This window comes from Rhizobium etli CFN 42 (genome assembly GCF_000092045.1).
GTDB lineage: Bacteria > Pseudomonadota > Alphaproteobacteria > Rhizobiales > Rhizobiaceae > Rhizobium > Rhizobium etli.
Window position 1 is genome coordinate 2,487,388 of the sequence record NC_007761.1, and the last position, 12,422, is coordinate 2,499,809.

General features: G+C 59.9%; 12 protein-coding genes. 6 read left to right on the forward strand and 6 right to left on the reverse strand.

The features are described 5' to 3' along the window. The first annotated feature begins 90 nt into the window (after positions 1–90). Positions 91–309, forward strand: a complete 219-nt coding sequence (locus RHE_RS12145; RefSeq protein WP_041678876.1) for a hypothetical protein — start codon at positions 91–93, stop codon at positions 307–309. A gap of 39 nt (positions 310–348) precedes the next feature. Here the strand turns inward: RHE_RS12145 and RHE_RS12150 are convergent, their stop codons facing one another. The 3 genes from RHE_RS12150 to rpiA form a co-directional block, all read right to left on the reverse strand. Then, positions 349–633 carry an acylphosphatase gene (locus RHE_RS12150; protein WP_011425637.1) on the reverse strand — a complete coding sequence of 95 codons (285 nt, stop codon included), beginning with the start codon at positions 631–633 and terminating at the stop codon, positions 349–351. A 94-nt stretch (positions 634–727) separates the two neighbouring features. Continuing rightward, positions 728–1,303: a DUF2059 domain-containing protein gene (locus RHE_RS12155; protein ID WP_011425638.1), complete on the reverse strand. Its 576-nt coding sequence runs from the start codon at positions 1,301–1,303 to the stop codon at positions 728–730. A gap of 15 nt (positions 1,304–1,318) precedes the next feature. Then, a complete protein-coding gene (gene rpiA, locus RHE_RS12160; RefSeq protein WP_011425639.1) occupies positions 1,319–2,017 on the reverse strand; it encodes a ribose-5-phosphate isomerase RpiA in 699 nt (232 codons plus the stop codon). A 246-nt stretch (positions 2,018–2,263) separates the two neighbouring features. On the opposite strand from rpiA, the gene RHE_RS12165 reads away from it, so the two are divergent. Continuing rightward, entirely contained in the window at positions 2,264–2,968 is a 705-nt protein-coding gene (locus tag RHE_RS12165; protein WP_011425640.1) for an HAD family hydrolase, read from the forward strand. Positions 2,969–3,255: 287 nt separating this feature from the next. Here RHE_RS12165 and RHE_RS12170 read toward each other — a convergent pair whose 3' ends face one another. Continuing rightward, positions 3,256–5,157: a L,D-transpeptidase family protein gene (locus RHE_RS12170; protein ID WP_011425641.1), complete on the reverse strand. Its 1,902-nt coding sequence runs from the start codon at positions 5,155–5,157 to the stop codon at positions 3,256–3,258. A 401-nt stretch (positions 5,158–5,558) separates the two neighbouring features. Between RHE_RS12170 and fumC the strand changes: the two genes are divergently transcribed. Further along, positions 5,559–6,950 carry a class II fumarate hydratase gene (gene fumC / locus RHE_RS12175; RefSeq protein WP_011425642.1) on the forward strand — a complete coding sequence of 464 codons (1,392 nt, stop codon included), beginning with the start codon at positions 5,559–5,561 and terminating at the stop codon, positions 6,948–6,950. Between the two features lie 295 nt (positions 6,951–7,245). Here the strand turns inward: fumC and RHE_RS12180 are convergent, their stop codons facing one another. Next, complete coding sequence (locus RHE_RS12180; protein WP_011425643.1) at positions 7,246–8,073, reverse strand: VCBS domain-containing protein; 828 nt, start codon at positions 8,071–8,073, stop codon at positions 7,246–7,248. A 256-nt stretch (positions 8,074–8,329) separates the two neighbouring features. Between RHE_RS12180 and RHE_RS12185 the strand changes: the two genes are divergently transcribed. The 3 genes from RHE_RS12185 (at position 8,330) to RHE_RS12190 (ending at position 11,629) form a co-directional block, all read left to right on the forward strand. Then, positions 8,330–9,937: a fumarate hydratase gene (locus tag RHE_RS12185; protein ID WP_020921459.1), complete on the forward strand. Its 1,608-nt coding sequence runs from the start codon at positions 8,330–8,332 to the stop codon at positions 9,935–9,937. Between the two features lie 203 nt (positions 9,938–10,140). Further along, positions 10,141–10,293, forward strand: a complete 153-nt coding sequence (locus RHE_RS33590) for a hypothetical protein (protein WP_166486908.1) — start codon at positions 10,141–10,143, stop codon at positions 10,291–10,293. Between the two features lie 268 nt (positions 10,294–10,561). Then, positions 10,562–11,629, forward strand: a complete 1,068-nt coding sequence (locus RHE_RS12190; protein ID WP_011425645.1) for a GGDEF domain-containing protein — start codon at positions 10,562–10,564, stop codon at positions 11,627–11,629. Between the two features lie 176 nt (positions 11,630–11,805). Here the strand turns inward: RHE_RS12190 and RHE_RS12195 are convergent, their stop codons facing one another. Beyond that, the gene (locus RHE_RS12195) at positions 11,806–12,417 is read right to left on the reverse strand and encodes a pyridoxamine 5'-phosphate oxidase family protein (protein ID WP_011425646.1); all 612 of its coding nucleotides are present in this window, start codon (positions 12,415–12,417) and stop codon (positions 11,806–11,808) included. Positions 12,418–12,422: the final 5 nt, after the last annotated feature.

Genomic DNA, 12,422 nt, shown 5'->3' on the forward strand with positions numbered 1-12,422 from the left:
CGGAAGTTGCTCCGGTCACCGTTTATGGTTGACCCCGTCGGCTGAGGCTGGCAGGCAATGCACGAAACTGAAAGGATGCCGGAGCAAAAGATGGATCAAACTCTCTTCGCCAACCTGTGCAGGGCCGGCAAGTTCAAGGAAGCTCTCAACCTTGCCATCCAGGGCCATGAGGGCGAGAAATTCACGCCAAGCCGATTTGCGATGGACAAGAAAACAGGGCTGCCGATCTTCTACCGCGGCAACAAGCGCGTCGAGCCGGATGAGACTGGCGTATGGCAGCTGGCCAAGAGTTCGAAGGATTGGGGCTGATCGCCTGTGGCGTAATTCCTTCTCGAGGAGTTGCCGCTCTCAGCCGGTAATGCGGAAATCCCTCGGCATATTCTCGAGCTGAGCCACTTCCGTCTCGACACCTGAAACCGATGCCCCTGCAGGTCCGCGCCTCAAACGCTCGATCATTGCCGAAATCGCGCTATCCGCTCCAGCGATCAAGGCGGACACGGATCCGTCCGCTTCGTTGCGCACCCAACCCGTTACGCCGAGCCGCAGCGCCTCATCGCGTGTCCACATGCGAAAACCGACACCTTGGACCCTGCCTGATATCCGCACTCGCACCGCCTCGTTATGATCGGACATATCGCCTCACCAAAACCTCGCCGCCGTTGCCGGATAGATCATAACAAAAAAGCCCGGACGATGCCGGGCTTTTGCAAATCTGCGGAGGCAGCCCTTACTTCTGGGCAGCCGGGGCCGGCGCCGGAGCGGGTGCCGGAGCCACTGGGCTGTCGGTTGCCGGCGGTGGCGCCTTGATGACCTTGGACAGCTCGGCATTGCTCTGCTTTTCCAGGTCTCGCGAAATGCCCTGCGCCCAGATGTCGGCAGCCTTGGCCGTTTCGCGGGAGGCGACCGGACCATCGCGCAGCAGCTTCTTGCCGACGTCGGAATTATAGAAATCCGCAATCGCCTTCAGCTCGTCGACCGTGAAGGCCTTGGCATAGGTGAGCGCCGCCTCCTTTTCCAGATCTCCGCGCCGCGGCGCCAGCTTCAGCGCCTGCGCGTCGACCGTCGACGAGATAACGTCCTGGTAGTTCGGGGAATCCTGGATCAGGCCGGCTTTCAGGCGCTCGGCAAGGCCGGGCAGGATGTTGTCGAACTGGGCCGTAGCACCGATCGCGTCGATCGCCGCGCGCGCAGCTTTCAGCTGCTCTTCGGAAACTTCCTGCGCCTTGACGGCGGGGCCGAAGGCAAGCCCGGAAAGAACAATCGTCGCAGCGGCAAAACGGCCAAGACCTGCAATGTTCATCATGAGTGTATGCTCCTGTTATCTGTTCGCCTGCAGTGTGCGCGCACCCGCAGGACCGGCGATGATCGCAAGTGCCGCCATATTGATAAAGAGCCCGTGTTCAACGACGCCGGGTATGGAATTCAGCTCGCTCGAAAGCGCCTCTGCATCAGGAATGCGGCCAAAAGATGCATCGATGATGTGATGGCCGCCGTCCGTGGTAAACTCTCCGTCACCGGACTGGCGCAGGTTGAGTTCGCCGGAAAGGCCGAGCCGGGCGGCAACCTTTTCGATGGCGATCCGCGTCGAGACGAGACCGAACGGATTGACCTCGATCGGCAGCGCGAAGGCGCCGAGTGTTTCGACCAGCTTGCTCTCGTCGGCGATGACGATCATCCTCTGCGAAGCGGCGGCGACGATCTTTTCGCGCAGCAGCGCACCGCCGCCGCCCTTGATCAGCCTGAGCGCCGGATCGACCTCGTCGGCGCCGTCAACCGTCAGATCGAGTGCCGGCAGCTCGTCAAGCGACTTCAGCGGAACACCGAGCTCGACACAGAGCCGCGCCGTTCGTTCGGACGTCGGAACACCTTCGACCTGGAAGCCGCCCGCGACCTTCTCCGCCAGCAGGCGGACGAATTCCTCCGCTGTACTCCCAGTTCCGATGCCGAGACGCATCCCGCTTTCGACGTGGGCGAGCGCGGCCTCGGCGGCCTTGATCTTCATTTCGCGCGCATCCATGCGCCGCCAGCTCCGAATTATTGCATTGGATGTGCTGTTTACACGGCTCGCCTGGCAAACGAAAGTCAAAATCATCACGGAAAATGAAAAGCCGAAACAAACGCCTGCGGCTTCCCGGTAATCGTCAGACCGTTGCTTTCCGCCCCACGATCGCCTACCTCAGGAACGATATCATCATTCCCGGGAACGACGCGTCACTCCATCGACGCCGCTCGCAAGACGCCCATCGCACCAAGAGGCAAATCCTTGACCCCTGCCCCCGCCCCGCTCGTCGTCTTCGATCTCGACGGCACCCTTCTCGACACCCATGCCGATCTCGTCGAAAGCCTGAACCATACGATCGCAGCCCTCGGCCTCGAACCGGTCAGTTATGACGACCTCACCCATCTCGTCGGCCAGGGGGCGCGGGTGATGATCGAGCGCGCCTGCCGGCTGCGCGGCCATTCCCTCGCGGAAGACGGCCTGCCGCTACTGGTGGAACGCTTCGTCGCCCATTATGCAGGCAATATGCCCGGCCATACTGAACCCTACCCCGGTCTGGTCGCCGCGATGAACCGCCTGAAATCCACTGGCTACCGCCTCGCCGTCTGCACCAACAAGATGGAGAGCCTCGCGGTCGGTCTGCTCGACAAGCTCGACCTTGTCAGCTATTTCGAAGCAATCACCGGCGGCGACACCTTCCAATACCGCAAACCCGACGCCCGCCACCTCACCGGCACCATCGAGCGCGCCAGCGGCGATATTTCCCGAACCGTGATGATCGGCGACAGCATCAACGATATCGCCGTGGCCAGAAACGCCGCCGTACCATCGATCGCCGTTCCCTTCGGCTATTCGGATGTGCCGGTTTCAAGCCTCGATCCGGATGTCATCATCACCCATTATGATGAACTGACGCCGGAACTGGTGGAAGGTTTGCTGAAGGGTTCTGCGGCCAAGGTTGCTGTCTGAGGCGTGGCGATCAAGCCGATGCCTTTACGGTCGCTGCCCCCCATCCGCCTGCCGACACCTCCCCGCTGGGGTAGAAGGACGTTACCGCGAAGCCTCGCTCCCCAATCTAGGCTTTTTTCATATGGTTATAGCCCTGCCGCTTGCTCTCTCTTCCCACCGGGGAGAGAAGATGGCCCGTAGGGTCGGATCAGGGGGCCACACGGCCAGTACTCTCTGAGACACCACCACGCCAAAAACAAAACGGGCGGCCCAAGACCGCCCGCCCGTATAACAATCAAATCCTATTATCAGATCTGCGCCCCACGCGCCTTGGTCGTCGCATCGAAAGCCTTGTCGACATAGGCGTCGCGACCGTAGACATCGTCGAAATACTCCACCACGCCATCCTTGTTCGGCCAGGCGGTGAAATAGGAGACGTAGACCGGAATCTTCTGCGGCACCTTCACCGCATGATTCTGGCCGCTCGCGATCTGCCTGGCGACATCGTCAGCCGTCGTGCCGAGCACCGCGGCTGCCATCGCGCGCGGATTGGCAAGGCGCACGCAGCCGTGGCTCAGTGCCCGCATGTCGCGTTTGAAGAAGCTCTTCGAGGGCGTATCGTGCATGTAGATCGCGTGGCTGTTCGGGAACAGGATCTTCAGTTCTCCGAGGGCGTTATCGCTGCTTGGCGGCTGGCGCACCGAAACATTCGCGGTCGAGCCGTACCAGTCGACGCTGGATGAGGCGACGGCATGGCCATTCACCTCAACCTCGTAACCAAGCTGATCGAGGTAATTGGGATCCGAGCGCAGCTTCGGCAGCATTTCGTTGATGATGATCGACTGCGGCACGCCCCAGAACGGGTTGAACTCCACCGTCTCGATCTCATCGTTGAAGAAATAGGTCTGGTTGTTCTTGCCGCCGACCACCACGCGCATCGACAGCTGTTCCTTACCGTCATTGTGGTAGTAGGCCATGTAGGCCGGCTGATTGATCATGACATAGCGGGAACCCAGATCTTCCGGCAGCCAGCGCACCTGTTCCATGGCAACGACGAGCTTGTCGATCTTCGAGGTATTGGTGTCGCCGCCGGTCATGGCGCGCACCGTCGCCTGGCCGATGACGCCATCCGGCTTCAGGCCGTGCTCTTTCTGGAAGTCCTCGACGAGCGAGACGATGTCGGGCGAATAGTCGCTGCTGCCCGCGTAGGCTGCAAACGTCGCCGCATGATCCGTCTTCAGCGTCTCGGACCCGTGCTTCTGCAGCGCCTTGACGATATTGGCGATCTCGGACGAGCTCTCGCCGGGTTTGAGCAGCCCTTGGAGCGAAATGACGATCTGCTCCTCATTGCTGTCGGCGGCGCGAAGCTTGGCAAGCTCCGCCTTCAGCGCCTCGAACTGCGGGCTATCGGGCGAACGGCTGGCGATATAGGCGCCGGCATTCGGGCTCATGCGCGCAAGCTTCAGCACCGGTGCCAGATTGACGACCTTGCGCTGGAAATCGTGATAGCCAGAAATCTTGTTCGGATCGATGCGGCCGCGGACCGTGTCCTGCACGAAGGCAAGCACCTTGGCCGAAAGTTCCAGCTCGAACTGCGTCAGCGCTCGGTCGCGCGCGGCAGGATCGGGATTGGCCGGATCGACCGCCGGCGCCTGCACGGCGTAATCGGCAGGGTCGAGGCCCACGGAAGCCGCATCGGCCAGCGCCGCCATTGCCGACTGGGCGCGCTCGTTGATCTGGTTGCCGTCGACCCAGACGAGCGGATTGCGGCTATCGCTGTAATAGGTTTCCAGCGCCTTGGCGACGTCGGCATTGGCGCGAACCTTGGCCTGCGCCAGGAAGCGGCGCTGCACCACCGGTTCGGAATCGCTCCCAGGCGAAACCTCAGCAACCGCACCCGTGACGATGGGATCGGCGAACTTGCTGGTATCGACGAACTGCAGGGCTTCGGTCCTGTAGGTGTAATAACGCGGACCGCTGACCTTCGGCAGCGGCGCCTCCGGGTCAAGCCCGCCAAGCGGTCCGCCTTCGCCGCCACGCGGCGCCACACGCCCGGGCGGCATCTGATCCATGAAAATGGTGCTCTGGGTCCGCTGCCTGTCGCCGCGCAGCATATCCATCAGCGTATAGGCATGCGCGGGAGCGGCCATCATTGCCAGGCCGCAAGAAACTGCCAATGCGGATACCGCGCTTTTCAAAACGAACGTCATATATATTCCAGTCCCGATGTCATGCTGTTCTCAGCTCAAATCCCGCGAAACTCAAGCAGCGTGGGGCCTAATTGATCAGAAACCGGCCTTCGCCGCCAGCGCCGGCGGACTCATTTCATGTGAGAGGAATCCTGCGCGCCGCCGCACAGCAGTTCACACAAAATTATGAAATTATTAGTTAATTTTTTACCGAATTTTCGCCGCCGAACCAGTACGGCAAGAACGTGCCGATGCATAAAATTTCCAACGTGGCCGAAAAAGCACGCCGCCGGCGGGCGCAAACATGACTGTGATCATCAATATTTCGCACAGCATGCGGTTTTCTTGCCCTGGTTTCCAACCTATAAGACCACATCTTTCGAAGATGCCAGAAAACAGCATGTGACAGGAAGGCAATGCTCATGACCGCGACCCGCACCGAAACCGATACTTTTGGCCCCATCGACGTAGCCGCCGACCGATATTGGGGCGCCCAGGCGCAGCGTTCGCTCGGCAATTTCAAGATCGGCTGGGAAAAGCAGCCGCTGTCGATCGTCCGCGCACTCGGCATCGTCAAACAGGCGGCCGCCCGCGCCAACATGTCGCTCGGGCAACTCGATCCGGCGTTGGGCAAAGCCATCGTCGACGCCGCCCAGGAAGTGATCGACGGCAAGCTCGACGAGCACTTTCCGCTGGTCGTCTGGCAGACCGGTTCCGGCACACAGTCCAACATGAATGCCAACGAGGTGATCTCCAATCGTGCCATAGAAATGCTCGGCGGCGTCATGGGTTCCAAGAAGCCGGTGCATCCGAACGATCACGTCAATATGAGCCAGTCGTCGAACGACACCTATCCGACGGCCATGCACATTGCCTGCGCCGAACGGATCGCCCATCACTTGCTACCATCGCTGAAGCACCTGCATGCCGCCCTGGATATGAAGGTCACCGAGTTCAGCCACATCATCAAGATCGGCCGCACCCATACCCAGGACGCCACACCGTTGACGCTCGGCCAGGAATTTTCCGGCTACGCCGCCCAGCTCGGCTCGGCCATCAAGCGCATCGAGATGACACTGCCCGGCCTCTGCGAACTCGCCCAGGGCGGCACCGCCGTCGGCACCGGCCTCAATGCGCCAGTAGGTTTTGCCGAAAAGGTGGCGGAAGAGATCGCCGCCATCACGGACATGCCCTTCGTCACCGCGCCGAACAAGTTCGAGGCGCTCGCCTCGCATGACAGCATGGTCTTTTCGCATGGAGCCATCAATGCGGCGGCTGCCGCTCTCTTCAAGATCGCCAACGACATCCGCCTGCTCGGCTCCGGCCCCCGCGCCGGGCTCGGCGAACTGGCGCTGCCGGAAAACGAGCCGGGCTCCTCGATCATGCCCGGTAAGGTCAACCCCACCCAATGCGAAGCCCTGACCCAGGTCTGCATCCACATCTTCGGCAACCACGCCGCCCTGACCTTCGCCGACAGCCAGGGCCATTTTGAGCTCAACGTCTACAATCCGATGATGGCCTATAATTTCCTGCAGTCTGTGCAGCTGCTTGCCGACGCCGCCGTCTCCTTCACCGACAATTGCGTCGTCGGCATCGAGGCGCGCGAGGACAACATCAAGGCCGGCCTCGAACGCTCGCTGATGCTGGTCACCGCCCTCGCACCCAAGATTGGCTACGACGCCGCCGCCAAGATCGCCAAAACCGCCCATAAAAACGGCACGACCCTGAAGGAAGAGGCGCTTGCCAGCGGTCTGGTCTCGGCTGAGGATTACGACGCGATCGTCCGCCCGGAAACGATGCTCGGGCCGAAATAGGAGGGTTGAGGAGGTCTGCCTCACTTCTCCACGGCCGAAGCAAGAGGGAGCGGACAAGCTTGCCACTTGCTCCCTCATTCCTATGCCTGTCACAGGAATCCAGCCACGGCGCGTCCGCCCCGTGAATGAATCCGTACTTCAAGGAAAAGAGTCTGTCGCGCCCAAGGACTTGGACGCACCGGATTCCTGTGACGAGCACAAGAATAAGGAAGGGTGAGTGGGCCCCCCTATTTCCTGCCATCGCGGTCAAACCCCCGCCGCCTCCCGGCACCGGACGGGGTCACATCCGGCAGCCTCAAACCCACAACGAAAAATTGTCCAGCACGACAGAATTCCCCATGAAATCGAAACGGATTTCTTCGATGTCTTCGATATTGAGCTCGAGACTGGGGCCGGTGACCTCAAGCTCGTGCTGATAGACGATCTGGCCGTCGTTCAGGGCTGTGAGTGTCAGGTGAAAGGGCGATGCCGACAGTTCGGCGATCGAAACGCTCTGAAAGGTGAATTCCCCGCCATCGAGTAATTTCAAGCTTACAGGCGCAGAACCCGGGGATAGAACGGTATCGCTAAAACCGTCCTCGGTAATGGCGTCGACGCCCGGGATGCTATCATAGACGATGCCGTTCAGAAGCGTCACATCGTGGCTGCCGTTCACGGAAAGAGCAAAGCCCCGGTAATTGGGCAGAGAGAAACTGTCTGCCCTCGATAAAACCCCCATATCATCGAAATCCAGGACCTCGTGGTATTTTTCGTCTTCGTTGACGCCGTCGATCGCAAGCGTCAGCACGCCGAGGTCCGTGCCCCCCGAGCCGTCCGACATCTTGTAGCTCAGCTTTTCGATGAGCTGATCAGACTTCCCTAATTTCTTCACCACGTCGAGCGTGTAATCCAGCTCATATGTGAAGTGACCGTCAGGTTTCACCTTGAAGGTTCCGTACTTGCCCTCAATGATCGTTTCATGGTCAGGCCCATGTTTGGCGTCGATACGGATGCCGTTCACGAAGCGAACATACATGTCCGCTCCCTCGGGATCGCTGGCGAGGCGCAGCAGATCGCCCCTGATCCAGTCATGTTCGAAAAAAACGAGAAGGTCGTCGACAGCAGTTGGCTTTGCATTTGTCATTGGAAGCCCCGGCAGGTTAACGCTGCGGGAATATGAACCGGGCTTGAACTGAAAGCAACCTGAAGTCGGTCTTTTTGCGCCAAATGTCTGGCACTCCCTTTCTTTTGCTCGCCTATCACGTGTGGCCTGCCGACGGCAAAATGCGGCACGACATGACCGCAACGGTCAAACTCCGCCGCATGCAGATTGCTTTTGCCCGACAGGGCATTTAGATCGGTTCCAATTTAGCGACGCGCCCACCAGAAAGGTCACATTGATGGCTGACGATCTCTTCCCGCTCGGCAAAGACACCACCCCTTATCGCAAGATCAGCAGCGATTATGTCTCGGTCGATACTTTCAAGGGCCAGGAGATCCTGACCGTGGAGCCGGAGGGCATCCGGCTGCTTGCCGAAACCGCCTTTGCCGACATCAATCACCTGCTGCGCCCCGGCCATCTGAAGCAGCTCGCCTCGATCCTTGACGACCCGGAGGCTACGGACAACGACCGCTTCGTCGCTTACGACCTCTTGAAGAATGCTAATATTGCCGCTGGCGGGGTGCTGCCCATGTGCCAGGATACCGGCACGGCAATCATCATGGGCAAGAAGGGCCGCAGGGTCTGGACCGAGGGCGGGGATACGGCCGCGCTCGCCCGCGGCGTCATGGACGCCTACGAGAAGAAGAACCTGCGTTATTCGCAGCTCGCGCCGGTCAAGATGTTCGAGGAGAAGAACACCAGGAACAACCTGCCGGCCCAGATCGACATTTACGAGGAAGGCACTGACGCCTACGAATTCCTCTTCGTCGCCAAGGGCGGCGGCTCGGCCAACAAGACCTTCCTCTATCAGGGTACGCCTTCGCTTTTGACCCACGACCGGATGATCGATTTCCTTAAGGAGAAGATCCTGACGTTGGGGACGGCAGCCTGTCCTCCCTACCATCTGGCGATCGTCATCGGCGGCACCTCGGCGGAGATGAACCTGAAAACGGTCAAGCTTGCCTCGACCCGTTATCTCGACGAGCTGCCGACCGAAGGTTCGGAGAGCGGCCATGCCTTCCGCGACGTCGATATGGAAAAGGAAATCCACAAGCTGACGCAGCAGATGGGCGTCGGGGCCCAGTTCGGCGGCAAGTATTTCTGTCATGACGTACGCGTCATCCGCCTGCCCCGCCATGGCGCATCGCTGCCGATCGGCCTCGGCGTCTCCTGTTCCGCCGATCGCCAGGCCAAGGGCAAAATCACCCGCGACGGGATTTTCATCGAGCAGCTCGAAATCGATCCGTCGAAATACATGCCCGAGATCGACGAGGCGAAACTGTCGGAATCGACCGTGCATATCGATCTCAACAAGCCGATGGCCGAAGTGCTCGCCGAACTCTCACGGCATCCGGTCAAGACGCGCCTCTCGCTGACCGGCACCATTATCGTCGCCCGCGACCTCGCCCATGCCAAGATCCGCGAACGGCTGGAAAAGGGCGAAGGTATGCCCGACTACCTGAAAAATCACCCGGTCTATTATGCCGGCCCCGCCAAGACGCCGGCGGGTTATGCCTCCGGCTCCTTCGGCCCGACGACGGCCGGCCGCATGGACAGTTACGTCGACCAGTTCCAGTCCTTCGGCGGCTCGATGGTGATGCTCGCCAAGGGCAACCGCTCGCGCGCCGTGCGCGAAGCCTGCAAGAAACATGGCGGCTTCTACCTAGGTTCGATCGGCGGCCCCGCCGCCCGTCTCGCCAAGGACTGCATCCGCAAGGTCGAAGTACTCGAATACCCCGAGCTCGGCATGGAAGCAGTCTGGAAGATCGAGGTCGAAGACTTTCCCGCCTTCATCGTCATCGACGACAAGGGCAATGATTTCTTCCAAGAGTTGAATTTGGGATGATTATCTGGCTTGGTCTTTGGAGGCAGGTGAAGGGCAACTGACGGCTTGCCGTAAAGCCCCCTTATCCGCCTGCCGGAGAAGGCGCCGCACGGCGCGCCCTTCCGATATTTTCGCCCTTACTGAACCTCTGCAGCGCTTGTCACATCTCCGTTATCCACCCGCGCCAGAATCTCCGTCCGAAATGTGCCGGCAAAGAGACCGGCATGCTCCAGCAGCAAGGCGCCGCCTGCGAAGACGATGAAAACGAGGATGGCGAAAGAAATGGCGCGGACCCTTTCCAGGGTCTACGTCCTGGCTTTCTGGCAGCGTCGAGTTTGGCGGTGAAAATTGTCATTCCGCATATGCTTCGGGAATAGGAAACAACCAAAACTTGCTGTCGACAAGATGAATACGATCTCCAACGAGAAAGAACTGTAAGTTTTTCGAATACTCCCTTCCGCGCAACGGGCATGCACTGTCCCGACAAGGAAACGTTTTTCCTTGAAAAATCATAGATCTACTTGAAGTACTGACCCGCTGCGAAGTTTTCATATGTAATCTTTGGTATATGTCGCTTTAATCTTTTCCCAAGAAATTTAAGCTAACAAATAAATATTGCCTTCGAAGAAATGAGGAGTTTGCCGGATGAATACGGCTGTCGTGCCCAAGGTGCAGGTTCCCGACGTAGCGGGCCAGATCACCTACGCCATGCGCTCGATGGGCGTCGCGCCGATACCCCGCAATTACGAACTCTTCTACGAGGCGTATATCGGCTCCAATCCGGCGCTCACCCGCGAACTCGCAGCTCTCGGCAGCCAGGCGACCCAGGCCGAACTCGATGCGCTCGGCGCGCAGTATTTCACCAGCAGCCCCGCACGCGTTTTCGACGATGCCCATACGCGCATATCAGGCGAACTCGACGGCCTGCTGCGGATCCTGAGGCAGGAGCAAAGTTCGCTCGAAAGCTATACAAGGCTGCTCGGCGAGACACATAAGCGCATCACCTCCAAGAGCAATGCCAGCGTCGAATTGATCGAAAGCGCTATCGAACTTTTGAGCCAGGCGACTGGCGATACCATGGCGCATGGCGAACGCACCGTCGAGGACGTCGTCCAGCGCTCGCAGGAGATGGACCAGGTCCGCAAGGAACTCGACGAATACAAGCGCATCGCCAACACCGATTCGCTGACGCGCCTTTCCAACCGCCGCGCCTTCGATGACCGGCTGGCAGCGGTCTTCAACAATCCCGGCATGCGCCCGGTAACGGCCCTGCTCCTCGCCGACATCGACAACTTCAAGAAGATAAACGACACCTACGGCCATCCAGTCGGCGACAAGATCCTCGCCACCGTCGCCTCCGTCATCCGCAGCAATGTTCGGCGAGACGTCTTCGTCGCCCGTGCCGGCGGCGAGGAATTTGCCCTGATCATCGAGGGCAACACAGCCGAGGAAGTGACGGCGATCGCCGAACGCATCCGCCGCACGCTGGAAACCACACCGTTCAAGAATTCCCGCACGCGGGTGAATTACGGCCCGATCACCGTTTCGATCGGCATCTGCATGGCCTCGAATGCGGAGGATGCCGGCGAACTCTACAGCAAGACCGACATCGCCCTTTACGGCGCCAAGAACGCCGGCCGCAACTGCATCGTCCTCTATCAGGACGGCATGCAGAAGGACTTCAGCAAGAGCTGGCTGATTTACAAGGCCTGACGGTAATCCGCACGACACGCAGGCTGTCACCATAAGGTGACGGCACCAGATGCTGTCCGGTTCGCTCCACGGCTATTACTTTCTCGACATCAGGAGCGCGAGGTCGCCGCTTGCTCCCTCATTCCTGTGTCTGTCACAGGAATGGAGAGGTGAGTGGCCGTCTTCGGTATCACACCCTACCACATCGTCTTCGCCGCCCGTCCCGGCCATTCCCGGTCGTAGGTTTCCTGGTCGAAATCGCTGACGGCGGCCTTCAGCATCTGGCCCGGCGTCGGCAAATTCGCCGGATCGGTGAAATGCGCGGCGTTCCAGAGTTCGGCCCGCATCACCGCTCGCGCGCACTGGAAATAGACCTCGTCGATCGAGATGACGACGACGGTGCGCGGATGTTTGCCGTCCATTTCGAAGCTTGCAAGCAACGCATCATCGTCGGAGACGACGCCGCGTCCGTTGATGCGCATCGTCGTATTCGAACCGGGGATCAGGAACATCAGCGCAAGCCGAGGGTCGCGCACGATGTTGGAGAGCGAATCCACACGATTGTTGCCGCGCCAATCCGGCAGATGCAGCGTCTCGTCGTCGACGACGCGCACCACGCCGCCGAGATCGCCGCGTGGCGAACAATCGAGCCCTTCCGGGCCTACGGTCGCCAGCGCCGCAAACGGCGAGATTTCGATCATTTGACGATAGAGCGGCGTCAGCCGCTTGGTCACCTTGTCGACCGAGGCCTGCGATAGCCCGGCACCATAGATGGTATCGAGCTCTTCAATGCTGCTGATAATTTTCATGAGGC

Bases quoted from the DNA above. Each gene is read 5' to 3' on its own strand.
- RHE_RS12145 (WP_041678876.1), top strand. From the start codon at position 91: ATGGATCAAACTCTCTTCGCCAACCTGTGCAGGGCCGGCAAGTTCAAG.
- RHE_RS12150 (WP_011425637.1), bottom strand. From the start codon at position 633: ATGTCCGATCATAACGAGGCGGTGCGAGTGCGGATATCAGGCAGGGTC.
- RHE_RS12155 (WP_011425638.1), bottom strand. From the start codon at position 1,303: ATGATGAACATTGCAGGTCTTGGCCGTTTTGCCGCTGCGACGATTGTT.
- rpiA (WP_011425639.1), bottom strand. From the start codon at position 2,017: ATGGATGCGCGCGAAATGAAGATCAAGGCCGCCGAGGCCGCGCTCGCC.
- RHE_RS12170 (WP_011425641.1), bottom strand. From the start codon at position 5,157: ATGACGTTCGTTTTGAAAAGCGCGGTATCCGCATTGGCAGTTTCTTGC.
- fumC (WP_011425642.1), top strand. From the start codon at position 5,559: ATGACCGCGACCCGCACCGAAACCGATACTTTTGGCCCCATCGACGTA.
- RHE_RS12180 (WP_011425643.1), bottom strand. From the start codon at position 8,073: ATGACAAATGCAAAGCCAACTGCTGTCGACGACCTTCTCGTTTTTTTC.
- RHE_RS12185 (WP_020921459.1), top strand. From the start codon at position 8,330: ATGGCTGACGATCTCTTCCCGCTCGGCAAAGACACCACCCCTTATCGC.
- RHE_RS33590 (WP_166486908.1), top strand. From the start codon at position 10,141: ATGCTCCAGCAGCAAGGCGCCGCCTGCGAAGACGATGAAAACGAGGAT.
- RHE_RS12190 (WP_011425645.1), top strand. From the start codon at position 10,562: ATGAATACGGCTGTCGTGCCCAAGGTGCAGGTTCCCGACGTAGCGGGC.
- RHE_RS12195 (WP_011425646.1), bottom strand. From the start codon at position 12,417: ATGAAAATTATCAGCAGCATTGAAGAGCTCGATACCATCTATGGTGCC.